The following is a 25,057-nucleotide window of genomic DNA, read 5'->3' as shown; positions in this document are numbered from 1 at the left end:
CAATAGCTGCTAGTATGCTCAGGTAGTTGTTTTTAATGACTGAATTAAATTGTCAATGATTTCCATGTGATAGTTCAATACAACCGGACTGCCAGGGAATGAACCGGAAACTTCTGCTGATAGAACTTTAGTATTCCCTTTTTCGTTGTAGTTCAAGGGTTTCATCACTGTTTTGTACTGTTCGTTAGCTGCGGCTATCCAATGTTCAATTTCTTTTCTTCCATTGTAAGTCTTGCCTTCGTCCACTACTACAGCCATTTCTGAAAAACAATTAGCATAAGCGCTGCTGTTAGCATTATTTTGAGCCTCTATTAAATCGGTTATTACTGTCGGTAAATTTTTCATTTTATTTATTGTTTTAAGTTATTAAATAGTTGGTAGGGTGCCGCCATCAATTACAAATTCGGTTCCTGTTAAGTAGGCTGCTCGTGGAGAAACTAAAAAGCCTACCAATTCAGCAACCTCTTCTGGCTGGGCGGGTCGTCCCATAGGAATTCCCCCCAATGCTTGCATTACACTCTCTTTGGCCTCTTCGATAGAAATTTTTGAACTTTCAGAAATCCTCTCCATCATGCGAGAAGAGGAATCTGTCATAATCCATCCCGGTGAAACAGTCAAAACTCTAACCCTCTTTGAGGCAACTTCTTTGGATACCCCTTTGCTGTAATTAAGGAGGCCGGCCTTTGCAGCTGCATAAGGTAAGGTTGAATCGTATAAGGGAAGCTTTGCCTGAATTGAAGCAATGTGTATAATTACACCACTTTTTCGGGCAGTCATTTGAGGTAGAAATTCTCTGTCCAGTCGAACAGGAGCGAGTAAGTTTGTTTGAAGAGTCTGCTCCCAGTCATCATCGGACAAGGCGGAATAGCCCCCTGCTTTAGTTTCTGATCCCCCCATATTATTAATGAGAATATCCAGCCCTCCGAATTTTGAAAAAATTTCTTTGGCAACTTTCTGGGTGCCTTCGGTTTTGCTCAGGTCTGCAGCAATAAAATGTTGATGATCGCCCTCTGTATCGGGTTTATTTCTTGCTGTGATAATAACCGTTGCACCTGCTTTCACCAGTCGATCCGCAATTGCTTTGCCCGTGCCCCTGGTACCCCCGGTTACCAGCGCGATTTTGCCGGATAACTCATTATTGAAATTAAACTCCTGTCCCATTTGCTATAATATTTATGCAAAAATGGTTTGTATGTTGAGTTTGTACAAGTACGGAAAATCGATTCAGATAGGGATAAATTTATCCCCTATTGTGCATTTTAGTACATTGGGGTAAATTTACATTATGTATGAAAGAAAGATACCGTTAAGCTTAAATTGTGGCCTTGATCTTATTGGAGAGGTACTTTATGGCAAGTGGAAAATTCGCCTGCTATGGTTCATCAATGAAGGTTTTATGAGGCCAAGTGAATTGCAACGAAAAATTCCTGATGCCTCCCGGAGAGTTTTAAATATGCAGCTAAAAGAATTGGAAGAGCATGAGTTAATTAGCCGAAAGATTTATCCTGTTGTTCCCCCAAAAGTTGAGTACAGCCTTACAGAATTTGGCAATACCTTAATACCGGTAATTTCAGCTTTAGGTCAATGGGGTGATGATCATGAAGAACATTTACGAACGGTAATCACGAAAAGGTTAGAAAAATAGGCTCTGCATAAGCCTAACAAATCGATGGATAATTAGCTTCCTCCTGAAGTTTTATTGTGTAATCGTGAATTTCATTATTAAACAGATATGATTTGCAGTATCCTCAATTAAAGCTGGCTCTAAAGGCTAAAGGAGTCATTTGGGTTTTTGATTTAAACAATTTGCTAAATGATTGCGGATGTTCAAACCCGAGTTGATAGGCAACTTCAGCAACAGAGAGGGAGGAGATACTGAGTAATTCCTTAGCTTCTTCTATTACCAGATATTGAATATATTGCTGAGCATTTTTACCGATAAGCATCTTTAACAGATCACTTAAATAGCGTTGTGATAAACCAAGCTGGTCACTAATAAATGCTACTGAAGGCAGGCCTGTGTCAAGTCCTTTTTTCTGTTGAAAATAATCTTTTAATATTTGGTCCAGTGAATCAATCACCTTATGATTAACTGCTTTTCGGGTAATAAACTGACGGTTGTAAAAACGTTTGCTATAGTTTAACAGTAACTCTAGTTGTGAGACTAATACATCCTGACTAAATTGATCAATATTCTCATTTAATTCAGCGCTCATAGTTTGAAATAGTTGTTCAATAATCGCTTTTTCTTTTGCAGATAGGTACAACGCTTCCGAAACGTTATAAGAGAAAAAACCATATTTGTCAATGCTTGTTCCCAGCGGATATGTCCTGATGAAATCCGGATGAAAATATAAGGCATAGCCTTCATAGCTCTCTAAATTGTTATAGGGAGTAACTATTTGGCCGGGTTTTAAAAATGCGAGTCCTCCTTCTTCAAAATCATAATAATCCTGCCCATATTTAATTTTTCCACTGAACTTATCTTTAAAAGAGATTTTATAAAAATCGATACTTAGTTTTTGTTTACTCTCTGTTTGCTGTTGCGATGTTTGATTATAATCTATCAGGGCGAAAAGAGGGTGTTGCGGAGCAGGCAAACTCAAATAGCGCATCAATGTTGAAATGCTTTTAAAATGTTTTATTTCCGGATTACTCGCTCCCATACAGCCCTCAAGGTAATTAAATTTTAATTTTGTACAGCAGGGCGAATAACAATATCCCCAATTTCCACCTCTTTGGGTTGGCTTATGGCATAGATTACGGCATCTGCAATAGCTTCAGGGCTTATGGCTATTTTATCTCTGTTCTTTAAAATAGCAGTGCGCATCTTGTCATTTTTTATATTTTCAGCAAATGCTGTATCAACAAAACCCGGAGAAATTCCGGTAACCCTAATAGCACCATCCGACTCTTGTCTCAAAGCTTCAGCAAGGGTTCTTACCGCATTTTTGGTGGCAGCGTACACGCCCATAGTGGGTGTTATGGTGAGGCCGGCAGTAGAAATTATATTTACTATGTGTCCTGATTGCTGTTTTTTGAATACAGGGATGGAGGCTGCTATACCATGTAAAGTTCCATTGAGGTTAATGTTGATCATTTCCTCCCAGCCTTCCACATCCAGCTCATCAATTCTGCTTAACTGACTGATGCCAGCATTATTTATCATTACCTCCAGTTTTCCCCATTCAACCACAGCGCGTTCTACTAACTGAAGCAAATCCTGTTTTTTTTGAACATCTGTTACTACATAGATTGCCCGGCCTCCGTTTGCTGTAATGTCATCTACTATAGCTTTTAACTTTGCCTCTCTGCGGGCAGCCAATATTACTTGAGCACCATTTGCGGCTAACTTTATGGCGATAGCCTTGCCTATTCCGCTACTGGCTCCGGTGATGGCAACTACTTTTCCTTTCATTGGATTTTCCATATTTCAATTTTTATTTGAAATACAAATTTCAGCTTACTGGGGATTTAAAAAGTAGTTCAATCCGTAAATAGTGTAGCTATGTTTGCAGATTTTTATGGTGGAGGAGGAGGGAGATGTTTAAGCCCTTTAATACTTACTTAGTAACATAGTTGAAATTCTTTTTACCATCTTGGATTTCAATTTTGGCAATCTGATCAAGGGGGATTGATTTACTCATTGCAGACATAAATCTAGATTGTACACCATATAATTTATTATCCTCAATAATAATTCTATCGAAGTAAAAGATAGTTTTCTTGCCTGAAGTCTCAGTCAGCCGAATTTCAATTGAAGGTTTATTAACTAATTCCGCTTCATTCCCTTTCTTATCAGTTACTTTTATTATATCTATCGGATTAGCCAGGTAATTATATTTTTCTCCAAGAGGGCCTCTTACAGTTACGGGAGTTAAAGCAGCTGAGTCTACTTGAGCAAGTTGAGTTGTTAAACTATCTGTTGTAACCAGATAAGTTGTGCATGAAGAGCAGAAGATTGCAGCAATTATCACTTTTAGTAAAGTAAGCTTTTTCATATCATGGAGAAAGATTATTTAAACGAATAATGCGTTTTCCTGCAATATATCAACATTCCTGCAATATATTTTCAAATATTCCGAAATGCTAATTTAATCCCCTACAGTAAGACTTACTGAGTGCATTTAGTATCAGCCTATTTTAGCATGGGAAAAATGGACATAAAAAAACCTCCATGGAGAGATGGAGGTCTTTTACCCAACAAGTAATTGAAAATATTATCGTCTTTTACGTTTTGCCGGTCTAATATCATTTACAGGGCCAAAATGCTTAAATTCCAGCACCTTTTTCTTTCCTTTTATTAATTTAATTTCAGCAGGAGCTAGCTTTAGGTCAGAAGTCTTGACAATGGCTCCATCAAAAAAGGTTTTGGCCTGGTGAAATTCTCCCTTGTCAAAATCATGGCGCTCCTTGTTAGATTTTACAGGTAGCCCAGGGATAACGTGATACAAATCTACTTCAACAGCATATGTTGGCTTAAATGAAGTAATAAAACCTTGAACACTCTTCTTAATACTTTTGATCATACACTTAATGATTTAAAGCTTTGAAATAGTTTAAAAAAAATGGTTTATGCAAGTGTGGAAGCTTTCGCATTAATTACACATGACGTAATTTAAAGGGACTAATTGTATGGTAAAACACTCATTTTTGCGTGAAAATCATGATTTTAAAATATTGTTTGGATACTTGCTATGTATGTTATGCATAAAAATAGCTGGTTACATAATTGAGTATGTGGTGCAGGTGAATCACCTAAGTACATATGTATCGATGATGCAACCAAACGGCAATTAGTGTACTAACCTGAGTTCGGTTAACAAAATGGCACCCCTGCACCACCAAATCGAAAATGCTCTGACTGACTTTTAAATAAATTAAGAATTTAACTCAGGTTTATAGCAAAGGCAATTCTATAAAAAAGACGTTATTTCAACATGCTGTTGAAATGGACTGATTCCCTTCTGCAAGGGAATGACGGAGCTAATGGTAATTTGAGTATAAAAACTATCTTATTACACAAATGAACAGAAAAGCCAAGGTCTTTGGCTCACAGACCTTCCCCTTTTTGCTGGACTGTAAGCTGCAGACCAGTGGAAAAAAAGACCTAAATAAGCAAGCACTAAATGCTTGTCACCACCACAAAAGCCGGCAATTATCGTCATCCCCGAAATTTTTGGAGAGCAACGGAAAAAATTATCAGGGATCTTTTCAATGAAATGAAATTTCATTACCTGAATTTTATAGCATAATAGAAAAGATGGCTTTGTGACTGGCAATGACGTTTTAATTGAGTTTTCATTTTGTTTCTATCTGAGAATCCCCCCTGCCCCCTTTGAAAAAAAGGGGGAGAGATCCAGTGAGAATTTACGCTGTTCTTTTAGACATATCAAATTTTTCGTCCTTGCGAAGGAGGCACGACTGAAGCTGTCTTAGTGATTGGAATCTTTTCTTTGAGATTGCTTAGGTTCCCACTAAAGAACAGTAAGATTGCTTCGTTGCACCAGCAATGAATTCTATAACTCACCCAGCCAAAAGGCTGGCAAGCTCCTGATTCGTCTTCGGGCAAATCTGTCCCCTCTCTTTCCCGATAGGTCGGGCCAGGCCAAAAATAGAGGGGCAAGAATCGAACTCAGGTTAATACGTTTCGGGAAATCCGTTTTACTTAAAGCCCTCGGAAACTTCAATTTTTTGTCCTGTTACAGATGGTGCATCGTCAGAGGCTAAAAATACAGCAACTTTTCCAATATCACTGGGTTGCGCCATTCTCCCCATTGAAGTTCGTGACATCATTTGGTGGATCACTTCTGAATCTTCTGTCATACCCAAAGCCTTCATCCTTTTTTAGGAGCTTTTTTGCTTTCTGAGAATTTTTACTATTCTGTTATTGATGATTTCTGACAGGTTCCAATTGTACAACTTAGGATCTGTTGTACTGTAAAACTCAACCACAACTGCATCGAGGTCTTTGTAATATTTTGCGAAACTCTGGTAGCCGGGAACCCAGCCGGCATGTTCATACTTGTAGAGGGAAGAGTAAATTTCCTGTTCTCCTTTATCAAACAAAGAACCCTCGTTTAATGCTCTCAGGAATGTACCGACATCCTCTGCGGTAGCTAACATACCATGTTCGTCCTCCTTTAAGTCGAATGGATGTCCTACATGGTAACCACTCATTACATTGTCCATATTTACTTCTGCTAAGGAACTGAATGTGTGGTTTAGCTTCAGGGGAATCAAAATTTCTTCCCGAATGAATTGGAAGTTATCATAGCCCAGCGTTTCATCCATGATTTTATTGAGCAACAAGTAATTTGTATTACAGTATTCATAGTCTTCGCCTGGTTCAAAGTTGGCTGGCATGTCCAATATCAAAGCAAGGCTTTCTTCATAAGACTGGGTGGGGGTGGCCCAAAAATTTGGAGTGTCTGTAAAATTGGGAATACCACTTCGATGCTGGATCATCATTCTCAAAGTAATTTTGTCTGCGTTTTCGATTCTCCCGACAAGCTCAGGTAAATAATCAGCGATTGTCATATCTAAGGAAAGCCGACCCTCACTTACCAATTTTGTAACAGCTACAGCATCGTAAAGCTTGCTAATGCTGGCAATTTTAAACAGGGCCTGGGGTTTAGCAGGTATCTTAGCTTCTCTATTATGCCAACCGGAAGCAAAATATTGAGGTGGCTGACCCGCCTGCTCTATGTAAACAATCATCCCGTCAAATCCATGAGTTATGGCTTCATCTAACTGTTTCTGCACGGTTTCCGGTACGGGAAGTATCCATGCCTTCACCAAAAGCCAGGGTACAAAATACAAAGAAACAATAGTTCCGACTAGCAGTGTGATTCTGATTATCAGTGTTTTTTGCTTGTTCTTCATTTTATCTCCTATTGATGAGGGTGTTCATAATGCCATTGTATGAAGCATGAATAATTAAAAGTACAAAAAAATTTAGTTTACTACTGAGGCAATTTATTTGAGCATGAAAGTAAATCCTGTCGATAGACTGTAAACCAGCCATTATTTTATAAAGTGTTTAAGTGTTGACACTATCCAATTAATACAATATTTAATTTATTAGACTCAATATGCCTTTATCTTTTTTGAAAATCAAACCAACAATTCCAACTGTTAGCGCTATATGTCCTGAAATTATAATTTCTCTACTACCAAAAGCAAAAGAGCCTAATCCTGTGATGATAACTCCTAAAATGTTCATCAAAGACAAAAAAAAGTATGTTTTCTTATGAATTTTCCAGCGTTTATAGCTAAACCAAGATAAAATAAAGCTCGTCCGATAGTCATAAATGGAATTCGGATTGATGGCCTTTCCATTATTTGATTTGTCAAATTGTTCATTCCTTCATAAGCAGTTCCATAACTCCACCAAAGAAAATCTATAACTGCTTGTCCCATTAAGGCAATAATACCTATTAAAGTGAGAGCAGTTGCTGTGTTATTAAAAATACCATTTGAGAATAATTAGTTTAGGGATAAACTTAGTAATACACCTAAAAATAATAACCAATGAACATAATATATCGGCTCTTGAGTTGGAATGAATTCTTTTCCCTTTAGTAATAATAATTGATTAAGTATTAAAAATAACAATCCGACTGTAGCATAAATTTTCAGTTTCATTGATTTTTATTTAGACGGTTCAAATGGATTCAAATACCAAATTTTTTGTTCTATTATAAATTTACATTTTCTGAATTGTTGAATAAGCTTGACGAGTTGTTGATAATTTGCACAACACTTAGGCTATGACAATTGCGGGATTTTGAAACCACTTATTTGCCCGCCTTACTAAAGCGTATTAATTGCAATATTTTAATTTTTAACGATTTAACCAGCATTGGCTATTGCTGATGTGTGTTGACAGTATAGGGGTCGAAGTGTTAGCCTGACGGCTATGGCTAACTAGTGGATCAGAAACGCACACCCGATAAAAGATCGAGGCCGGTTGTGGGCTTATGGGGCTCACGGCCGTATACTCGATTGTAAGCAGTTTTATCCATCGAGGTTGAAAAAAGCTATAATTTAACATTCATTCCGGATTTATATATTGCAAGACCTATTTGACCAAAATTAGTAACACTAACTTTAACTCCGTTTTTAAGAAAATTATCTTTAATCCAGCTTTCTTCAAAAGAATATGTGCTAAGACCTTCTGGTGACTCGAATAGTACTCCTTTAGCACTTCGGCTTATCAATAGGTCGGTAAATCCACTTCCGTAATAATATAAAGCTCTTTCTTTATTGGCTAGTTCACTGCATGTATAAGTAAATATGATGAAATCCACATTCAACCTTGATATGGAATTAATTGCACTTAAATGATTGTTAATATTTCCAAAGCTATTAAATGGATAAATTGCAATTGACCTTTTCTCAGGCGTTAGGAACCTGAGTTCAGAAATATCAGCTAGACATTCCGCATTGCCATGTATAAGTTTACAATCACTTCCCATGTAATTACTAAAGAATCTAGTCCCATAGTCAATTTGTTTTTTGCTATAGTCGATACCCAAATATCTCTGATTTTGCTCTCTAACAAATTGCAACAATCTTCCATGCATGCATCCAATCTCAATAACCTGACTGTATTCACTTATCCCATTACAGGTTATCTGTCTCTCTAGTGAAATAAACTCACTAATGGCTCTAGAGTAATTCTTTGAATCAATCAGCCTATTGCCAATTTCGTTGTCGTAGATACTACTCATTTACACATATTATTGGATTCCATTTAGTTTAATTTATTTAGGTTATCATAGATTACTTTAATCTCTTTCAACTCTTCAACAGTTCCTATATACTTATCCTTCAAACTATACATCACAGATGCTTCACCAAAAATTTGAGTAAATATAGGCAAGTAATCGCTGAACGATGAGGTGCCCCATTTTGTGAAGCTTTCATCACCATCTTGTTGAAGTGGATGAAGTGTAGCAAGATTTAATGAGACAACTTTAGGTTGCTGAAATTCGCTCTGCCACTTTTTAAGTTGCTCAAGTATTTCAATTCTCTTGCGATGTGTTTCACCAAGACCATATAGGATAGAAAAGCCACAGTTAATTTGATATGAGTGCAAAAATTCAATTATTGACTTAGCCTTGGTCATCCATGGCGTCTTCTTATCTGTGTTCTTATTCATGGTTTCAGCAATCTCTTCAACATTCGTCTCGATACCAATAAATACATAAGTTAATCCAATAGTATTCAATTTTCGAATAGCCTCTCTATGGCTTTCTTTTTGAAGCAAATCAACTGTGTATTGCATTCCGAATTCAATGTCTAGTTCACTGCCCTCCATTAGGGTATGAAATTTATCGAGTAGTTTTACATTTCCTCCTAAGAACACACTATCCTCCACAAAAATGCTTGCCTTATGACCTACAGCCTTTGTCTTTTCACTAACTACGCTGAATTGTTGGTATAGTCGATTCGGTGCGGTAGATGACTGACTCATCATTCCATTAATCTGTCGCTTTTCACTACAGAAAAAACAATCAAAAGGACACCCTTTGCTCATATAAGAATAGGCATGGAAAGTCACATCTGAATCGAAAACTGGAAAATGGCTCTTGCTATAGAAAAATTCACATGGAAACGGAAGTATATCTTGGTTTAGTGGTTCATTTCCAACTAAGTATGATATTTCGTTCGACTCAATATATCCTCCAATCCAATTACCTTTTGCCAAAGCCAAAGAATCCGCTTTTTTGAGAACAGAACTCACAGAGAATTTGTCTTCCAGATTTACAATGATTTTTCCTAGTTCATAAATAACCTCTTCACCGTCTCCACTCACAACTAGATCAAAAACTTTTGGTACTTCACCTCTAATCATTTGCCTTAAAGTACAGGATTTATTACCACCGAGTTCTCCACTCTCATCGAGAAAAGTAGTTTCTATTATGTGCTTTCCCCCAATTGCAATAAAGACTTGATCGCCAAGTGTTTTCCTAGCAACTGATGCAATTTCAATAGCTCCCGGATAGCCAAGCGTCATAGTGCATATCACTATCAAGTTAGGTTTAATACTCTGAATGCGTGAAATATAATCGTCTAGTTGATTTTGAAAGTATTCATATAGCATTATACTCTCTTTCAGTCTTTCTCTGCAACTCCAATTTGATTCATACCATTCATCTTCTTTATTTGAAGCTGCTTTAACGCAAAGCCGAATCGCATTCTGAAGTGAAAAAGGCTCTCTACTATTCAGACTTGTTTGAGAGTCTGGATTATGGGATTTAATCCAATGAGGTGCTGTTACAGCGAAAGCCCTAAGTTTCTTCATAACTATTATTTTTATTATTATTTAATAATACGGTTATATTCTATTCTATGTCCCGTAGGTCATGATCTATACAGAGTGTTGTAGAGCGTTTAGTATTTTAATTTCAAACCCGTTTCCAAGGCATGAAAATCCTTGTAGATAGGACCATCATTCCCAATTTTGTATGATATATTCCAAAATAACTTTTTGCTTATACGCTTGTCAGTTGAGCATTTAAGTTTTCCTGCAAGGTGATTGTCATAGATTGAGTCATTTTCTGAAAGAATCGCGAAAAGATCACCTGATAACTTAAATACCCGGTTTTCAATGGGTTTATCTTTTTTGTCCTTTGTTAATAATCGATACTTTGTTTCTAAGATAAGACCTGCTACAGAGTAAAAGTTGTTTGCGTTTAAAGATTTACTAGTCCTTTGTCCTAAATTAACAAATGGACTTATGGCAAATAAAAAGCCTTTTTTTACGTAATCTTTTTCAGGATCAGAATCAGTAAACTTAGAGCCAATCCAATTCAGCTGATAGGATATTTGTCCATAATACAGATACTCTTTGAAGCTTTTGTCTGCGGTGAAAGATGGACTCAATTCAAGCCCTTGATTGAATTGATGTTGTTTCAGGTTTTCGTTTTTTAATTCACCTAAGAATACTTTGCCTAATGAAAACTGAAAAGTCACATTATTTTCAGAAGAGGTAGTACCTTCTCCTAGATTAACATCAGATGATGGCGTTAGATATATTCCATTTTTATTGTACAGAAGTGATTTTCCCGACTTTTCTTTTACGCTTTCCGTTCTGTTAAAATCAAATGAAATTGTTTGTATAAAGGAGGTAGAATCTTTTAAGGATGTTCCTACTCCAAAACGAAACATGTCTTGTGAAAATCCGGATTTCCCTATTAGGGTAAATAATACAATTATGAAGAGTGTTTTTTTCATTGGTTTAAGATTCTATTAATTTTATTATATCTTCTCCCGTTTTTATTGAATCAAATAATTCATTATGTAAGTCTGTACAATTAATTTCAGGCCATTGGTTACAAATATCATTCGCTAAAGAATCTTTAAATTCTGAGGCGACATATCTGTCTTTTATTTCCTTAGATAAATCAATCATGCTATAAATAAATGGATTATAGGAGGAAATGATTTTTTGAAGTTTTATTTTATTCATGATTCTTGTTCTTTATGTTCAACAACGACCAAATAAAATGAGTATGGTCCCCAGTTGCTAGAAGCACTGAAACGTCTGTTTTGCATTGTCTTGTCAAAGGGCTCAGTATGCATATTCGTTTTAGTGTTTGTTATCGGCTTTACTCTTTAAGGTGCTTTGATTTCCTTTGCGAAGCTCTGATAAATGGTGTTGTTAGCAGAGGCTGTAGCTTGAACCAATGACCTGAAGGTTCTCATTACTTTGTTTACCGTATTCGTGTTCTTAAGTCCGCCGTCTAGACCATCATTTAATTGGTTGCAAAATGGAACTGTGACATCTATTATGTGTAACCATATAACTTCGGCTTGTGCAGGACTTGTCTCATTTCCAAAAGAAATCCTGAAAATGTTAGGCACCTTCCGCTCTAAGAAAATTTCAAGGCAAGATGCTATCGCTGAACTAAACAAAAAAATTGAACCTCTTTGTCGGAAATAAGCTAAATAGTCTTCTTCAGCAGCAGTCAAATTTGATTTTTTAGATTTATCAACAATCTGCTGTTTCTTAGACTCTACTGATTTGAGTAACGAGTAAGCAAAAACAATGTGTGCGGCCTTTGTTTGCTCGTTGAAATATTTCGAGTACAGTCGGTCGTTAATCCAGATGGCTGACTTTTGATTATAAGCTATAATTGGCTCTAAATTTATACAAGCCAATGCCTGTCCAACTGTATAAGATGGTAAAAGATTGGCTCTTCTTCTAATTACTTCGGCAGAACCACCACGTCTACCGCCTTCATATTCAGCTGAATTAATGCTATCAAATTCTTGTTTCAGCCGCTTTTGAATTTTATCAGTGCTTCTAAAGTCAGACGCTTCAACTTTATTCTGACTATTGTTATACCTAATAATACTATGAATTAAATCAGTATCGGAATCAGTTGTTGCCACAAAGCGAGCTTGTACTAAAGTGTTTTTGTCTGGCAACTTATTTAAGGAACCAATTGCACCGGTGGTTTGAGCCCCATTAACAATTGAAAAGCCTTTAATTTTTAACTTTTTTGAATATGAATCGATGATTTCATGGGTTAGGATAGTTAACCCGTTATTGAAGACCCAAAAATTACCAGGGTCTTCCTCAATTGTTTTCCTAATACCATTATTAATATTGGAATCAGTTGATCGTGCTCCTAGATAGTCACGAATGTTAGCAGAGAATATTTTGGTTTTATGTTTTTTGTACATTCTATACAAGAATTGAGCTGGGATTGAAGTCGAAAAGGATTTCCATTTTTGGCCTTTTATTTCATACCCTCCACTGAAATCAATTTCTAAAACCTCATTTACTAGAATTGGGGATTGAGATTCTTCATACCACTCAGTAAGAGTATTTTTGCCAACTTCAATCGCACTTATCTTTAGTTTGTTTTCTGTAAAATCGGCCTCCAATATACTTGTGGCAGTTTGTTGAACCGTGATAAGTTCATTTTCTACATTTTGAGATTCAGGAAGATTATGAATATACCAAATATGTAGACGCTTTACTGTTTTGTCTTTAAGGCAGGATCGTAGTTCCTTAGCCGCAGACTTTATTCTTTCAGGTACTTCATTAATGTTTCTTTGCAGCAACCAGCCGATAGCAGTATTTAAGTCACTTGCCTTATTTGCAGGAGCCTCTTTTTTATCTTTAGAGCTCATGTAACACTGAGCAATTACAGCATATTCCTCTTCGGAATTGATGTAAACCATATCGCACTTTTTGTCATCACTACCGTCAGTAATGGCATCAGATGCTATAGTTTCTAAATCTTCTACACCAAATTTCAGGGCCAAACCAAATAATGCTAGGCCATTATCATCATATTGGCTTAAATCTTCTCTGTTTTCAAATGCTTCTTTCCAGTTGCCCATTATTTCTTGTTTGCAAAGTTGCCGATAGCAATTCGCTAAATACACCCAAAGGTGCATTTAGCAACTCTATATTTTCCCTAACCGAGAACAAACGACTGCAAGCGTTTACCAACATTTGCAAATCGCTTGATGATGGTTATTCAATGATTTGAACATAGCTCATTTATTTTTTTTAATACAACATAATTACCTGAAAATCAATGAAAAATACCCAAGGTTGGGTATATGTTTTGGCTAAAAAGAGGGGTGAAGAGGAGAAATGTAGTGAACATTCCATAGCCCAAGGTTTAAACCTTGGGCTATGGAATGTTCACAATATCCCTGATACTACAAACGATTATTTGCGATTATTAAGCCCATATAATTGAGCAAATTCATTATGCTCTTGGCTGAAAGATTTCTTTTGGTGATGTGCTTTTTGGTTTCTGATGTATTGAAAAACCCTTTCTACCACCGATTCTGAAACAGAATAAGCGGCATACCCGGCAAATTTGTCAGCTGTGAGGTTGCTTTGGTTAATAAAATGAGAACTGCTCCCTTTTACCTGTTTAATGGTTTCAGCAATAGACTTCTGGGGGCTTAATAAAAACAATGCGTGCACATGATCTGGCATTCCATTAATAATTCGTACCGGAGAGCCTGGTTCACGCAATTGTGTTGAGATGAAATGATAGACTTTTTGTTCAATGGAAGGACTAATGAAAGGTATTCTTTCCTTTGTTGCCCATATAGCATGAATCCAGATTTTGTTAAATGAATGTGCCATTCCTATATTTTTTGTGGAGCATTATAAATCTTACCCGATAAGCCCCTGGTTTAAACCATGAGCTTTATTGTATATCCTCAAAATAGCTTCTTTGCAAATGAAATCCCAAAGAACCCGACCAATAGTTAGCTTCTGCGATGCTTCTTAATCGTGCTACACTTTTAAAAATGATTCTTAATCTGTCAGCCATAGTAAGAGTTTAAAAAGGTAGCTGTCATAGTTTGAGATTCCCCTTATTTCTTATCTCTACCCTGTTTTTTCCTCCAATTGTACACCCATTGTACACCTGCATTTATCAGCACGTTTCTTTTTGTCTACCTCATTTATTAAGCAGTTTTTCTTGCTGAACCTACATTTGTATCAGTTCAAAAAAAAAGAACCTGAAAACCATTATCAACTATTTGTACCAGAAATGAAACGCATTTTCAATTATACCCCGCTCAGTGGACTTTTGGCAGTTTTTGCCTTAAATGCATGCACTTATGAAGTCATTCCTGAAGCAGCAGCATGTCCTGAGCTTCCCGTTCTAGAGCTGACAGCCACTACGGAAGCCAATTGTGGAACGGCCAATGGCGCACTCTCTGTAGCGGTTGTAAATCCGGCAGGCAGCTCTTTTATATTTAAGCTGAACGAGCTGGAAAATACAGATGGTGTATTTACAGGCCTGACTGCGGGCAATTATTCCATTACCGTGGAAAATGAAGAAGGCTGCACCAGTAGCATTGATGCTGTTATAAAAAATAAAGATGGCGTAAATATCACCACGAAAACAAAAAATGCCTCCTGTGGCAGTAATAATGGAAGCATCACTATCGCAACAGAAGGCGGGGTGGAGCCTTTGCAGTTTCGGATTGATACCAATGATTTTCAGAGCACCAATGTATTTAATGGGCTTGCGCAGGGAAAATACCAGGTATTGGTGAAAGATGCCAATGGCTGTGAAGTTTCCAGCGAAGTAGAAATCACTTCCGATGTGGTTTTCAGTGATGTAAAAGCCCTCATTAGCCAGAACTGTGCTACAGCAAGCTGCCATGGAGGCAATGTCTCTCCGGATTTCCGGCAGGATGGTAACATAGTGAGCCGTGCCAGCAGCATTCAATCCAGAACAGGAAGCAAATCCATGCCGCCCCCTTCCAGCGGAAAAAGTCTTAGTGATTCACAGATTCAGCAGATTGCCTGCTGGGTAAATGATGGAGCAAATCAATAACCTAAAAATATAACCATGAAAACGCAAAAAATTATTCTGGCAGCATTTTTAATGTTGTTTGTTGTAGTAAAAATTACAGCACAGGAAAGTAAGTACTTCACCACTGACGGAGTCGCTGAATTCTTTTCCGAAGCGCCTTTGGAGAATATTGAAGCACGCAACGAAAAAGTGCAGAGCATCATTGACCTCAGCAAAGGGGATGTAGTCATCAGCATTCCTATTAATGGGTTTGTATTCGAGAAATCACTGATGCAGGAGCATTTCAATGAAAACTACATGGAATCAGAGAAATTCCCCAAAGCGGAGTTTCAGGGCATTTTTACATCAGCCACTCCTATTAAAGCATCCAGAAATGGTACTTATGAAGTGGAAGTAAAAGGGAACCTCACCATCCATGGAGTTAGCAAGCCTTTAACTACCAAAGGAATTATTAAGGTAGATAAAAATACCTTAATAGCCACCACTACTTTTTTTGTGAAAGTGGCAGATCATAAAATTGAAATTCCTCGCATTGCTTTTAAAAATATTGCGGAAGAGGTAAAGGTTACAGTGGAAATGAAATACCTGCCTTTTAAGAGCTGATATTGATTGATAAAACTTCATAGTTAGGTTATAGGTAGTAGGGGGGACTGGCATAATGCCGGCCCCCTGAATGCCTGGTTGAAACCTTCTCTGCATACATCAACCAACAATTATATACACATGAAATATTTACTTTTTATCTCTGTTTTTCTCTTGCCATTTTTCAGCTCAGCCCAGGATAATGACCTAATGGCACTTCTGAATGACCAGGTGGAGGAACCAATAAACTATGCTACTGCTATTTTTAAAGGCAGCAGGCTGATTAACGGCCACACAGTACAAACCAGAAAGGCAAAAGCTTTTGAATTCCTGATTTCTCACCGATTTGGCAGGCTCAATTCAGGTGCTTATGAGCTTTTTGGACTAGATGGAGCTAACATAAGGCTGGGATTTGAATACGGGTTAAACGACTTTCTTACGGTAGGCCTGGGAAGAAATTCCTTTGAAAAAACGTACGATTCATTTTTAAAATTCAGGTTGTTTAGACAAAGCACCGGCCGGGTAAACAGGCCTATTTCATTGGTGTACCTCACCAGTATAGCTTTAAAAACTTTAAAGGATCAGGAACATTTTGATGATCTCTCTTCAAAACTTTCCTACACGCATCAATTCCTGATTGCACGCAAATTTAGCCCTAAGTTTTCCCTTCAGTTAATGCCTACACTGGTTCACAGAAACCTGGTATTAGAGCAACAAGGTGCCAGTGATATTTATGCTTTAGGTGCTGGCGGCAGGTTTAAGCTTACTCAAAGGTTGTCCTTTAACTCAGAATACTACTACCGCTTAAATCCGGAAGAGGATGAACTATACTATAACTCTATAGCTGTAGGGGTGGATATTGAAACCGGAGGCCATGTTTTTCAATTACACCTTACCAATAGCAGGGCCATGATTGAGAAAGGATTTATTACCGAAACTACTGGTAATTTCTTTAAAGGAGACATTCATTTTGGTTTTAACGTGTCACGTGTTTTCTAAAGTAAGATAGACTGATAGTATTTAATTAATAGATTGATGAAAGCAATACATTTTCTTACCAAAGCGCTCTTCGCCCTCACCATTTCTGTATGGAGTCTTTCAGCTTGTAACCCTACGGAAAAGGGTGATTTTAAAGCACCCCTCTTTGACAATCTTGGGGATTATGCGATCAGTATTTCTACAGAATCAAAATATTCTGAAAAGTTCTTCAATCAGGGGCTTAATCTGGCGTACGCCTTTAACCACGCGGAAGCAGAAAGATCCTACAAGGAAGCCATCAGGCTGGATAGCAACAATGCAATGGCCTATTGGGGCGCTGCCTATGTACTGGGAGCCAATTATAACGCTGCTATGGAGGAGGGAAACAAACTTAAGGCTAAAAGCCTTATAGAGAAAGCGGTGGATTTGGCCGAAAATGCTAATGACTGGGAAAAAGCACTTATTAATGCCACAGCCATTCGCTACAACTATACGCCTGGGAGTGATCAAAAGGTAATGGATTTGGAATATTCCACTGCCATGCGAAAGGTATACACAAGTTTCCCCGCTAATGATGAGGCTGTGGTTTTGTACGCAGAATCTTTAATGAACCTGCACCCCTGGGACTTTTATACAAAAAAGGGAATAGCTAAGCCCTGGGCTAAGGAAATTGAGGATTTACTGGAAAAGGTGTTGGAAAGAAACCCGGATCATCCCGGAGCCAATCATTTATATATTCATGCAGTGGAGGCTTCTTCCACCCCTGAAAGAGGTCTGCCTGCAGCTGAAAGGTTGCCCGCTTTGGTGCCTGGTGCAGGCCATCTGGTACATATGCCTTCCCATATTTACATCCGAACAGGTGACTACCACAAAGGCAGTGAAGTGAACGAATTAGCAACTGAAGTGGACAGCCTTTATATAGCTAATTGCAGTGCGCAGGGAGTTTACCCCTTGTCTTATTTCCCTCATAATATTCATTTTTTGGCAGCTACTGCAGCATTGGAAGGCAGAGGAGAAACGGCTATTAATGCTGCTTTCAGAACTGCTTTCCACACAGATACCACTGTAATGAGAGAGCCGGGTATGCAGACTTTGCAGCATTACCTGATGATTCCTTATTATGTAATGGTGAAATTTGGTCAGTGGGATAAAATTCTGTCGCTTGATAAACCTGCTTCAGACTTATTATATCCTACAGCCGTATGGCATTACGCACGCGGAATGGCTTTTGCTAACAAAAATAATATGCAAAAAGCGGGCATTGAACTGCACGAAGTAAAGGACATCTCTCAAAACCCTGAATTGAAGAACATCACTATCTGGGATATTAATTCAGCTGTAGAACTAATTCAAATAGCCAAAAATGTACTTGAAGCAGAGATTCTGAGAAAAAATGGTGAGTTCAGGGGAGCTATTCAATTGCTTTCCGAAGCGGTGGAAATTGAAGATCAGCTGAATTATAATGAACCGCCAGACTGGTTTTTCTCTGTGCGCCATACCCTGGGAGCTGTTTTAATTGCTGAGGGGCAGTTTGAGAAAGCACAGCAGGTTTATGAGGAGGATTTGTTTTATTTCCCTAAAAACGGATGGGCACTCAATGGCTTGTACAATAGTTTGATGAACCAAAATAAGTTAATGGAAGCTTTAACTGTACTGCAAAAATTTGAGGAGGCCTGGCAATATGCAGATATTGAGTTGAATGGTTCTTTAGTAAAGCCTAAAAATTACAGCAATATTCAGTTAGTGCCAAAGCTTCAGGATACCTTACTTACGTCTTCGCAAGTTATTCCTTTATGCAGAAGAAAAATGAAGAGCACTTATTTGATCAAAAACGGCAGTTAACCTTGATTTCTATTTTTAATGCAATTTAAGTACCTAATTGGTTGCCATGTGTGGGTTTTAGATGACTGGTATTAATGGTGTTCAGCGTTGAATAAAAGTATAATTACCTCAGTTCATCAGCTGTAGCAGTCATCTCAATCCATTATTAAAATCATTTTATTTTTATATTTCAATCACCTGTTTTTTTAAAATTGTTTACCTTTTGTCTACTTACTTTACAAGGTGTTTAAAGTAGATTAGCTTACTTTTGAGGCTAAATTTCACCAATAGGTTTTCAACTAAAATCAAAACAGACACATGCAGAACTATGAGGATGTTCCTTTTTCTATAATCTGGAAGTATAAAATTAAAATAGAGAATAAGGAAGAGTTTGAATTTGAATATGGCAAGGAAGGAACATGGGTAAGGTTATTTAGTGAGTCAGCAGATTACAGAGGCTCCATTATGTACAGTGAAACCATTTTAGACGACACTTATATTGTAGTGGATACATGGAAGGACGAAAAAAGCTATTTGACATTCTGCAAAATTATTGAAGACATATATCAAAGTATAGACCAGGAATTTAGTTCATTGTACATTTATGAAGAAAGGGTAGGAGGGTTCAATCAATGTTAGTATGTAATTTACCAGGTGTTCATACATGTGAAGCATTAAGGGAAAGATTAGCCTGATTTTAAATGCAATTAATTCAATTTTGATAGAATTGCCTGTACTTACCTTTTCCGTGAACTTAAAAATCGGTAGAAGCTCATAAAATGGTATATTTACGCGCCAAAGCTAAAAGCGACCCACTTATGAGATTTTTGCTTGTATTAACTCTGTTAATTAATAATACCCTGCTGGTAGAAGCTCAGAACATTGTTATTGATAGCCTTAAAAATGAATTACATCAAAATCCGGAAAGAAGGGAGCAACGTGTAAAAATCCTCAATGAACTAAGCTACAGGTACTGGATAGTTGATCCGGTGGAGGCTGAAAAATATAGTAGAGAGGCACTTTCTATTTCCGAGGATATGCAATATAAAAGCGGGAAGGCTTTTGCTTATAGATCGATAGGTGTAACCAATTGGGCACAAGGTAATTACGAAGAAGGTCTTGCGGCATTAATGCAATCTTTGGAATTATACAAGCAGATGCAGGATACCCTCAATATAGCAAATGCCATGATGAACACCGGGCTGATTTACAGTGAGCAGTTTAGCTTTGAGGAAGCATTGGCCTACTATCTTGAAGCACTAAAAACTTTTAATTTGCTGGACAGACAAGAACGTGCAGTGAATACACTCAACCATATTGGTGAGCTATACCAAAAGCAAAAAGATCATGAGAAAGCTTACGAGTATTTCCAACAGGCTTTGTCTCTAAGTTTTAAAAGTAATCACTCTTACGGTAAGTCAACGGCATATTCCAATCTCGCTAATTATTTTAAGGATGTTCAGCAGCTCGACTCCGCTCTCATTTATTCTAATAAAGCCTTACAGATTCAGAGAGCCACCAGTGATTTAAATGGTAAAACATTCTCTCTCTATACTATCGGACTTATTTACTACCTGAAAAGTAATTATACAGAGGCTGAAGATTATCTTTTAAGGGCACTGGCAGAGGCTGAAAGCATCAGTTCTAAAAAAATGAAGCAGGATATTTATTTTAAGCTACAGCAAGTGGCCACTAAGCAGGGTAATTATAAGAAAGCATTGAATTACTATCAGGATTATACCAATGTAAAAGACTCTTTATTCAATGCAGACAAATTAAGGGAGTTTGTCAGGCTGGAGAATAAGTACGAATTAGAAAAAAGCCAGCAAAAAATGCAATTGAAGGAGCAGGAACTGGAAATAGTACAGCAAGAGTCTGAATTAAATAAGCTTTGGAGACAAACACTTCTTATTGGCATAGTAGCTCTTATTCTCATCTCTTATTTTATATACAGCAGGCAGAGAATCAATATCAAAAGGAAAAATGAACTATTGTTAAAAAACCAGCAGATTTACGATGCCAGAGAAGCGTTAACAGTAGTAGAACTGGAGAATGCTAAGTTGAAAGAAGAAGAATTAAATCAAAAAATAGCATTTAAAAATAAAGAACTCACCAGCTATACGCTCAACTTTATGCAGAAAAATGAGCTGATGGAAGAGCTAAAGGAGGCAATTAAAGAAATTAAAAAATCTCCAGGTAATGATGTGGGTAAAAAGCTGGGTGCATTGAATAAAATGGTCACTAACAGTATGCAAATTGACAAAGACTGGCAGGATTTCAAGCGGCACTTTGAGGAAGTGCACACAGATTTCTTCACGAGGCTTAAGTCAAAATTTCCGGATATAACCAGCAATGAACTTAAGCTCTGTGCTTTGTTAAAGCTGAATATGAACCTGAAAGAAGCTGCAAGTATAATGGGGATTTCTCCTGAGAGTGTTAAAACAGCCCGTTACAGATTACGGAAAAAGCTACAGCTGAGCAAAGAGGATAACCTGGTGGAATATATTATTAACCTGGAGAAGGAGATAGTTTGAACGTGAGTAAGCCCACAAAAACCTTACGGGATAGAAAAAAGAAAAGACCTTTTACCAGTTGATATGGGAGCTTTTGGACAAAGTAAAACTAGTTTGAAAGGGATATTGAACTTTGATATGGGGCGTTATAAAGCATTTTGAACTGTTGAAACAAATATTATATCTATAGAATATCTTCAATCGTCTTTTGCTTTTTTATAACTAGAGCTTTCAGGTGAAACCCACTAAAAAATATAATGAAGCAAGGGACTAACTAAATTACGACTTTCATCGAATAATGAGGCTATTTGATAGCTAAGAATAAAAAAGCATACATAAAACAAACCCGGAAATTTGAAGGAAAGTGCCAGTGTTTTCCCTGAAAACCTTTTGAATATTTTTAAAACTGAAATTCCCCAAATTATAGAAATTCGGATTATAGCACCGGCCAATATATCTGTAGGGTAGTGTAATCCTAAATAAATTCTCGGAAAACAGATAACGAACAAAACATAAAAATATGAGATGATACCCCACTTTTTAGAAACAAGAAAAACTCCGGTGGCGAGAGAAAAGAAAAGAACCGCATGATCACTTGGAAAGGAACTCCAGGTTTCCAGACTGGATAATGAAGCTATTTTATAATTGAAATCGAATTCCGGATTAAGAAGAGGCCTGGCTCTGAAAGGAAGTAAATTAGCCAAACCTCTACCAACTACTATTGCAATGATGCAACCATATAAAGTACTAATGATTTTTTCACGGTTATTAGAGTTTTTGCTTTTCTCGTTAAACCAAAGATACCAAAGAACTGCTACAATCACTCCGCCCTTTACAAGCTTATTGCTTACTATTAAAGCCATAACTTTGGTGAAAAAGAATGCAATATTGGCTAGCGTATTTAATATATTAATAATAAAATCATCCATGAACTGTAGGTTTTTCCGATCAGTACCTTTGTGTCAACTTACACTTTGCAGCCTGAATAGCTTCTCAATTGATAGGTGAAATTTACTTAAGGATAAAATCAGGATCACTTATAAGTATTATACCCTATTATTTTGCAACGAAGCCTCTTATTACTAAGATTATCTTTTAGGCATATTTCTTTAAGTTATTGTTAATAAAGTTTTTGAAATAGCTTCTGAACGGATTGTGCTATGATCGAGTATCCACAATATAAATCACAGGCATTTTTCCACTCTATGTAGTCAGAGCATCTGGCCACAAAGATACTGGCAAACTGAAACTTCATAGTTGAAAGCAACAGCTATGGCTTAGGTATAGCACCGTTGTATTTAAAACAGGTAGTTTACTCCCAGGGAAAGTGAGAGGCCATAATGGTTTATTCTCTGGCCTCTAAAGTACTCTGAAGTAGTGACTGTTGTGAAACTGTGCTGATAGGCAACCGATGTTGATAGCGCAAAGCTGCCAGGGAGTTGAAAGTTTACGCCAAATTCTGCTAAACCGGCAAAGTCAAATTGCGCTACATTCTCTGTTACATCAACTGTACTAGCTTCTGCGAGGCCAATAATTGCAGGAGTTAAGGTTTCAGCATGTAAAAGTATTGAGGGAACCACACCAATATTCACAAATGTTGAAATTGTATTTCCTTTTTCAAATCCTACTTTTAAAGGAAGGGATAAGTAATCGTAATTAAACTCCATATCAATAGTAGCTGCATTTCCATCTGCATCAACGTAATTGAGATCAGTTTGAAATCCCTTTTGGGAATAAAGCATTTCTGCACCTGCATTAATGTTATTGTTGATTCTATAGCGATAGCTGAGTCCTGCATTCAGTCCTTTGCGGCCCGATGTATTTTTTATAAGATCGCCCGTATTAGCATTTGCCCAGTTAATGCCACTCTTTAATCCAATAGAATGTTTTTGTGCAATAGTTTGGAGTGATAACGCCATCAAAATTAGTAGGGGAAGGGTCTTTTTCATTATGGTTGTATTTTTTTTGATTGAAAAGTAAAATGTGTAGTCTACAAGTTGATAACTACGGACGGATTAACGCTTGAATGATGGGTTTAGTGTTCAATAGCATTAAGTTTAAACGGCTCTGTTTGAATTAATTATCTCATTCATAAACCTTTTTTATGAATGAGATAATTATTATTAATTTTTATTTATGAATTCAATCTTTTTGTTTTGTGAAAAACAAGCATTATGCAATATTATCTTTTAGCACTCATTCCAATTTTAGCTCCTTTAAGCCTCTTTCTCTATTCTTTAGTGATTGTAGCCGGCAAAAAATCACGATGGGCCCTGCCCGCAATTTTAGCAGAATACCTGGGCTGGTTTGGTATTTTAGTGGCATTGTACACTGCATTTTTAGTTTATCTGAAAGGCACTTTACAAACACCAACATTAGGCTGGGATGGCCTGGGCTTTTCCCTGAGGTTGGACCCGCTCAGTATCACCATGCTGTTGATGATCTCGCTACTGGGTTTTATCATTTTAAGATTCAGCCGAAACTATCTGGAAGGTGATGCAAGAAAGATGGTTTTTTATGCCAGGCTCTCAACCACCATTGCCTCAGTGCAACTGCTGGTGTTGTCTGGCAACCTTTTGCAGCTACTGGTTTTTTGGACTGCAACCAGTATTTGCCTGCACTATTTGCTGGTTTTTTATCGAGAGCGACCGCAAGCTATAGCCGCGGCAAGAAAAAAATTTGTAATAGCACGCCTTGGAGATCTTAGTCTTTTTGTAGCAGTAGTGTTACTCTACCTTTCCTTCGGAACAGGTGATTTACAGGAAATATTTACCAGCATTCAAAATGAGTTGATATTGAATAACTACTTAATGTGGGCGACAATACTATTGGTGATAACTGCAGTGCTTAAGTCTGCGCAGTTTCCTACATACGGTTGGCTAATCGAAGTGTTGGAAACTCCTACGCCCGTATCAGCACTTTTACATGCCGGCCTTCTTAATGCCGGCCCTTTTCTGATGGTAAGGTTAGCACTGCTGATGAACGAATCTGTACCTGCTTCTTTATTATTAATTTCTATAGGAGGTATTACAGCTATGTTTGCCTCAGTTGTTTTTCTAACTCAGCCTTCAGTAAAAGTAGCTTTAGGCTATTCAAGTATTGCCCACATGGGCTTTATGCTTATGATATGTGGTTTCGGGGTGTACACCGCAGCTATTTTACATTTGGTAGCCCACTCCTTTTACAAAGCGCATGCGTTTCTTTCATCTGGTAGTGTGGTAGAGTCTGTTAAATCCGGCAGGGTAGTAGTGCCTCGGAGAAGGGGGAACTCCTTGAAAATAGCATTGAGCATAGGTCTCTCATTTCTATTTTACCTTGGATGTTGTTATTTGTGGGGCGTCCACCCGGAGGAAAACTTTTCATTGATGGCTACAGGAGCTATCATCATCATGGGCTTAAGCCAGATTATGACGCCTACTCTTGATTCCACAGGAAATTTTAAAGGGGTATTGCTTTCAGCTTTAATGGCATTTGCAGTTGCGCTGGCCTTTTTCTCTTTGGAACACGGAGCCCACCTTGTATTGCATTCTCAAATTCCTGCAATTATCCAAACAAGCTTTATTGTAAAAGTGGCAACCACCATTATCTTATGCTGCTTCGTTTTGCTGGTGGTTTTACAGCTTTTTGCGCCAAAGCTTAAATACACTGCTACTGCGTACAAACTTGGAGTTCATTTAAGAAATGGCTTCTATGTTAATATCATTTTTGACAGATGGATAGGAGCTCTGAAACGCAATAAGTTTAAATGGGCTAATTTGGATGTTAGAGAGAACCCCTAAAAAATCTACCGTTGATTTTTCTCCTGAATGGAAAGACACACTTCCTTCAATATCACAAAACTAAAAA

26 protein-coding genes are annotated in these 25,057 nt (G+C 37.4%); 8 read left to right on the top strand and 18 right to left on the bottom strand.

Annotated elements, in window-relative coordinates:
* Nucleotides 1–18 precede the first annotated feature (18 nt).
* Together IEV85_RS02675 and IEV85_RS02670 are read right to left on the bottom strand one after the other, a co-directional pair.
* Nucleotides 19–345 (bottom strand): nuclear transport factor 2 family protein, encoded by a 327-nt coding sequence (locus IEV85_RS02675; protein ID WP_188460236.1) that lies wholly within the window; start codon nt 343–345, stop codon nt 19–21.
* A 21-nt stretch (nt 346–366) separates the two neighbouring features.
* The gene (locus IEV85_RS02670; protein WP_188460235.1) at nt 367–1,161 is read right to left on the bottom strand and encodes an SDR family oxidoreductase; all 795 of its coding nucleotides are present in this window, start codon (nt 1,159–1,161) and stop codon (nt 367–369) included.
* 124 nt (nt 1,162–1,285) lie between these two features.
* On the opposite strand from IEV85_RS02670, the gene IEV85_RS02665 reads away from it, so the two are divergent.
* Nucleotides 1,286–1,645: a winged helix-turn-helix transcriptional regulator gene (locus IEV85_RS02665; RefSeq protein ID WP_188460234.1), complete on the top strand. Its 360-nt coding sequence runs from the start codon at nt 1,286–1,288 to the stop codon at nt 1,643–1,645.
* Nucleotides 1,646–1,748: 103 nt separating this feature from the next.
* On the opposite strand, the gene IEV85_RS02660 is transcribed toward IEV85_RS02665, so the two are convergent.
* The 14 genes from IEV85_RS02660 to IEV85_RS25025 form a co-directional block, all read right to left on the bottom strand.
* Complete coding sequence (locus IEV85_RS02660; RefSeq protein ID WP_188460233.1) at nt 1,749–2,666, bottom strand: helix-turn-helix domain-containing protein; 918 nt, start codon at nt 2,664–2,666, stop codon at nt 1,749–1,751.
* A gap of 23 nt (nt 2,667–2,689) precedes the next feature.
* On the bottom strand, nt 2,690–3,430 hold the full coding sequence (locus tag IEV85_RS02655) for an SDR family oxidoreductase (RefSeq protein ID WP_188460232.1): 741 nt from the start codon (nt 3,428–3,430) through the stop codon (nt 2,690–2,692).
* 133 nt (nt 3,431–3,563) lie between these two features.
* Nucleotides 3,564–4,001: a hypothetical protein gene (locus tag IEV85_RS02650; protein WP_188460231.1), complete on the bottom strand. Its 438-nt coding sequence runs from the start codon at nt 3,999–4,001 to the stop codon at nt 3,564–3,566.
* A gap of 219 nt (nt 4,002–4,220) precedes the next feature.
* The gene (locus IEV85_RS02645) at nt 4,221–4,529 is read right to left on the bottom strand and encodes a hypothetical protein (RefSeq protein WP_188460230.1); all 309 of its coding nucleotides are present in this window, start codon (nt 4,527–4,529) and stop codon (nt 4,221–4,223) included.
* Between the two features lie 489 nt (nt 4,530–5,018).
* Nucleotides 5,019–5,234, bottom strand: coding sequence for a hypothetical protein (locus IEV85_RS02640; protein WP_188460229.1), 216 nt, complete (start codon nt 5,232–5,234; stop codon nt 5,019–5,021).
* A gap of 430 nt (nt 5,235–5,664) precedes the next feature.
* Entirely contained in the window at nt 5,665–5,841 is a 177-nt protein-coding gene (locus tag IEV85_RS02635) for an SDR family oxidoreductase (RefSeq protein WP_188460228.1), read from the bottom strand.
* A 6-nt stretch (nt 5,842–5,847) separates the two neighbouring features.
* Entirely contained in the window at nt 5,848–6,885 is a 1,038-nt protein-coding gene (locus IEV85_RS02630) for a serine hydrolase domain-containing protein (RefSeq protein WP_188460227.1), read from the bottom strand.
* A 1,157-nt stretch (nt 6,886–8,042) separates the two neighbouring features.
* Nucleotides 8,043–8,735, bottom strand: a complete 693-nt coding sequence (locus IEV85_RS02625) for a class I SAM-dependent methyltransferase (RefSeq protein WP_188460226.1) — start codon at nt 8,733–8,735, stop codon at nt 8,043–8,045.
* A gap of 23 nt (nt 8,736–8,758) precedes the next feature.
* On the bottom strand, nt 8,759–10,312 hold the full coding sequence (locus IEV85_RS02620) for a B12-binding domain-containing radical SAM protein (protein ID WP_188460225.1): 1,554 nt from the start codon (nt 10,310–10,312) through the stop codon (nt 8,759–8,761).
* Between the two features lie 89 nt (nt 10,313–10,401).
* Nucleotides 10,402–11,244 carry a hypothetical protein gene (locus IEV85_RS02615; RefSeq protein WP_188460224.1) on the bottom strand — a complete coding sequence of 281 codons (843 nt, stop codon included), beginning with the start codon at nt 11,242–11,244 and terminating at the stop codon, nt 10,402–10,404.
* A 4-nt stretch (nt 11,245–11,248) separates the two neighbouring features.
* Nucleotides 11,249–11,479: a hypothetical protein gene (locus IEV85_RS02610; protein WP_188460223.1), complete on the bottom strand. Its 231-nt coding sequence runs from the start codon at nt 11,477–11,479 to the stop codon at nt 11,249–11,251.
* A gap of 146 nt (nt 11,480–11,625) precedes the next feature.
* Nucleotides 11,626–13,365: an AIPR family protein gene (locus IEV85_RS02605; protein ID WP_188460222.1), complete on the bottom strand. Its 1,740-nt coding sequence runs from the start codon at nt 13,363–13,365 to the stop codon at nt 11,626–11,628.
* Between the two features lie 337 nt (nt 13,366–13,702).
* The gene (locus IEV85_RS02600; protein ID WP_188460221.1) at nt 13,703–14,131 is read right to left on the bottom strand and encodes a transposase; all 429 of its coding nucleotides are present in this window, start codon (nt 14,129–14,131) and stop codon (nt 13,703–13,705) included.
* A gap of 64 nt (nt 14,132–14,195) precedes the next feature.
* Entirely contained in the window at nt 14,196–14,321 is a 126-nt protein-coding gene (locus IEV85_RS25025; RefSeq protein ID WP_262892130.1) for a hypothetical protein, read from the bottom strand.
* Between the two features lie 222 nt (nt 14,322–14,543).
* On the opposite strand from IEV85_RS25025, the gene IEV85_RS02595 reads away from it, so the two are divergent.
* The 6 genes from IEV85_RS02595 (at nt 14,544) to IEV85_RS02570 (ending at nt 21,232) form a co-directional block, all read left to right on the top strand.
* On the top strand, nt 14,544–15,338 hold the full coding sequence (locus IEV85_RS02595; protein ID WP_188460220.1) for a hypothetical protein: 795 nt from the start codon (nt 14,544–14,546) through the stop codon (nt 15,336–15,338).
* Nucleotides 15,339–15,353: 15 nt separating this feature from the next.
* Nucleotides 15,354–15,920 (top strand): YceI family protein, encoded by a 567-nt coding sequence (locus tag IEV85_RS02590; RefSeq protein ID WP_188460219.1) that lies wholly within the window; start codon nt 15,354–15,356, stop codon nt 15,918–15,920.
* 120 nt (nt 15,921–16,040) lie between these two features.
* On the top strand, nt 16,041–16,898 hold the full coding sequence (locus IEV85_RS02585) for a DUF5777 family beta-barrel protein (RefSeq protein WP_188460218.1): 858 nt from the start codon (nt 16,041–16,043) through the stop codon (nt 16,896–16,898).
* 36 nt (nt 16,899–16,934) lie between these two features.
* The gene (locus IEV85_RS02580) at nt 16,935–18,719 is read left to right on the top strand and encodes a tetratricopeptide repeat protein (RefSeq protein ID WP_188460217.1); all 1,785 of its coding nucleotides are present in this window, start codon (nt 16,935–16,937) and stop codon (nt 18,717–18,719) included.
* A gap of 297 nt (nt 18,720–19,016) precedes the next feature.
* On the top strand, nt 19,017–19,337 hold the full coding sequence (locus IEV85_RS02575) for a hypothetical protein (protein ID WP_188460216.1): 321 nt from the start codon (nt 19,017–19,019) through the stop codon (nt 19,335–19,337).
* 179 nt (nt 19,338–19,516) lie between these two features.
* Entirely contained in the window at nt 19,517–21,232 is a 1,716-nt protein-coding gene (locus IEV85_RS02570; protein WP_188460215.1) for a tetratricopeptide repeat protein, read from the top strand.
* Nucleotides 21,233–21,456: 224 nt separating this feature from the next.
* On the opposite strand, the gene IEV85_RS02565 is transcribed toward IEV85_RS02570, so the two are convergent.
* Both IEV85_RS02565 and IEV85_RS02560 read right to left on the bottom strand, forming a co-directional pair.
* Nucleotides 21,457–22,140 carry a phosphatase PAP2 family protein gene (locus tag IEV85_RS02565; RefSeq protein WP_188460214.1) on the bottom strand — a complete coding sequence of 228 codons (684 nt, stop codon included), beginning with the start codon at nt 22,138–22,140 and terminating at the stop codon, nt 21,457–21,459.
* Between the two features lie 369 nt (nt 22,141–22,509).
* Nucleotides 22,510–23,160: an outer membrane beta-barrel protein gene (locus IEV85_RS02560; protein ID WP_188460213.1), complete on the bottom strand. Its 651-nt coding sequence runs from the start codon at nt 23,158–23,160 to the stop codon at nt 22,510–22,512.
* Nucleotides 23,161–23,385: 225 nt separating this feature from the next.
* Between IEV85_RS02560 and IEV85_RS02555 the strand changes: the two genes are divergently transcribed.
* Entirely contained in the window at nt 23,386–24,990 is a 1,605-nt protein-coding gene (locus tag IEV85_RS02555; protein WP_188460212.1) for a proton-conducting transporter transmembrane domain-containing protein, read from the top strand.
* Nucleotides 24,991–25,057 lie beyond the last annotated feature (67 nt).

Source organism: Marivirga lumbricoides, from assembly GCF_014636295.1.
GTDB classification, from domain to species: domain Bacteria; phylum Bacteroidota; class Bacteroidia; order Cytophagales; family Cyclobacteriaceae; genus Marivirga; species Marivirga lumbricoides.
Note: the sequence above shows the minus strand (reverse complement) of the source record. Positions and strands in the feature narration are given on the sequence as shown.

Bases quoted from the DNA above. Each gene is read 5' to 3' on its own strand.
- IEV85_RS02620 (WP_188460225.1), bottom strand. From the start codon at position 10,312: ATGAAGAAACTTAGGGCTTTCGCTGTAACAGCACCTCATTGGATTAAA.
- IEV85_RS02630 (WP_188460227.1), bottom strand. From the start codon at position 6,885: ATGAAGAACAAGCAAAAAACACTGATAATCAGAATCACACTGCTAGTC.
- IEV85_RS02580 (WP_188460217.1), top strand. From the start codon at position 16,935: ATGAAAGCAATACATTTTCTTACCAAAGCGCTCTTCGCCCTCACCATT.
- IEV85_RS02650 (WP_188460231.1), bottom strand. From the start codon at position 4,001: ATGAAAAAGCTTACTTTACTAAAAGTGATAATTGCTGCAATCTTCTGC.
- IEV85_RS02640 (WP_188460229.1), bottom strand. From the start codon at position 5,234: ATGAAATTTCATTTCATTGAAAAGATCCCTGATAATTTTTTCCGTTGC.
- IEV85_RS02610 (WP_188460223.1), bottom strand. From the start codon at position 11,479: ATGAATAAAATAAAACTTCAAAAAATCATTTCCTCCTATAATCCATTT.
- IEV85_RS02555 (WP_188460212.1), top strand. From the start codon at position 23,386: ATGCAATATTATCTTTTAGCACTCATTCCAATTTTAGCTCCTTTAAGC.
- IEV85_RS02570 (WP_188460215.1), top strand. From the start codon at position 19,517: ATGAGATTTTTGCTTGTATTAACTCTGTTAATTAATAATACCCTGCTG.
- IEV85_RS02635 (WP_188460228.1), bottom strand. From the start codon at position 5,841: ATGAAGGCTTTGGGTATGACAGAAGATTCAGAAGTGATCCACCAAATG.
- IEV85_RS25025 (WP_262892130.1), bottom strand. From the start codon at position 14,321: ATGGCTGACAGATTAAGAATCATTTTTAAAAGTGTAGCACGATTAAGA.
- IEV85_RS02655 (WP_188460232.1), bottom strand. From the start codon at position 3,430: ATGGAAAATCCAATGAAAGGAAAAGTAGTTGCCATCACCGGAGCCAGT.
- IEV85_RS02600 (WP_188460221.1), bottom strand. From the start codon at position 14,131: ATGGCACATTCATTTAACAAAATCTGGATTCATGCTATATGGGCAACA.
- IEV85_RS02590 (WP_188460219.1), top strand. From the start codon at position 15,354: ATGAAAACGCAAAAAATTATTCTGGCAGCATTTTTAATGTTGTTTGTT.
- IEV85_RS02575 (WP_188460216.1), top strand. From the start codon at position 19,017: ATGCAGAACTATGAGGATGTTCCTTTTTCTATAATCTGGAAGTATAAA.
- IEV85_RS02585 (WP_188460218.1), top strand. From the start codon at position 16,041: ATGAAATATTTACTTTTTATCTCTGTTTTTCTCTTGCCATTTTTCAGC.
- IEV85_RS02665 (WP_188460234.1), top strand. From the start codon at position 1,286: ATGTATGAAAGAAAGATACCGTTAAGCTTAAATTGTGGCCTTGATCTT.
- IEV85_RS02645 (WP_188460230.1), bottom strand. From the start codon at position 4,529: ATGATCAAAAGTATTAAGAAGAGTGTTCAAGGTTTTATTACTTCATTT.
- IEV85_RS02560 (WP_188460213.1), bottom strand. From the start codon at position 23,160: ATGAAAAAGACCCTTCCCCTACTAATTTTGATGGCGTTATCACTCCAA.
- IEV85_RS02615 (WP_188460224.1), bottom strand. From the start codon at position 11,244: ATGAAAAAAACACTCTTCATAATTGTATTATTTACCCTAATAGGGAAA.
- IEV85_RS02660 (WP_188460233.1), bottom strand. From the start codon at position 2,666: ATGGGAGCGAGTAATCCGGAAATAAAACATTTTAAAAGCATTTCAACA.
- IEV85_RS02565 (WP_188460214.1), bottom strand. From the start codon at position 22,140: ATGGATGATTTTATTATTAATATATTAAATACGCTAGCCAATATTGCA.
- IEV85_RS02675 (WP_188460236.1), bottom strand. From the start codon at position 345: ATGAAAAATTTACCGACAGTAATAACCGATTTAATAGAGGCTCAAAAT.
- IEV85_RS02625 (WP_188460226.1), bottom strand. From the start codon at position 8,735: ATGAGTAGTATCTACGACAACGAAATTGGCAATAGGCTGATTGATTCA.
- IEV85_RS02670 (WP_188460235.1), bottom strand. From the start codon at position 1,161: ATGGGACAGGAGTTTAATTTCAATAATGAGTTATCCGGCAAAATCGCG.
- IEV85_RS02605 (WP_188460222.1), bottom strand. From the start codon at position 13,365: ATGGGCAACTGGAAAGAAGCATTTGAAAACAGAGAAGATTTAAGCCAA.
- IEV85_RS02595 (WP_188460220.1), top strand. From the start codon at position 14,544: ATGAAACGCATTTTCAATTATACCCCGCTCAGTGGACTTTTGGCAGTT.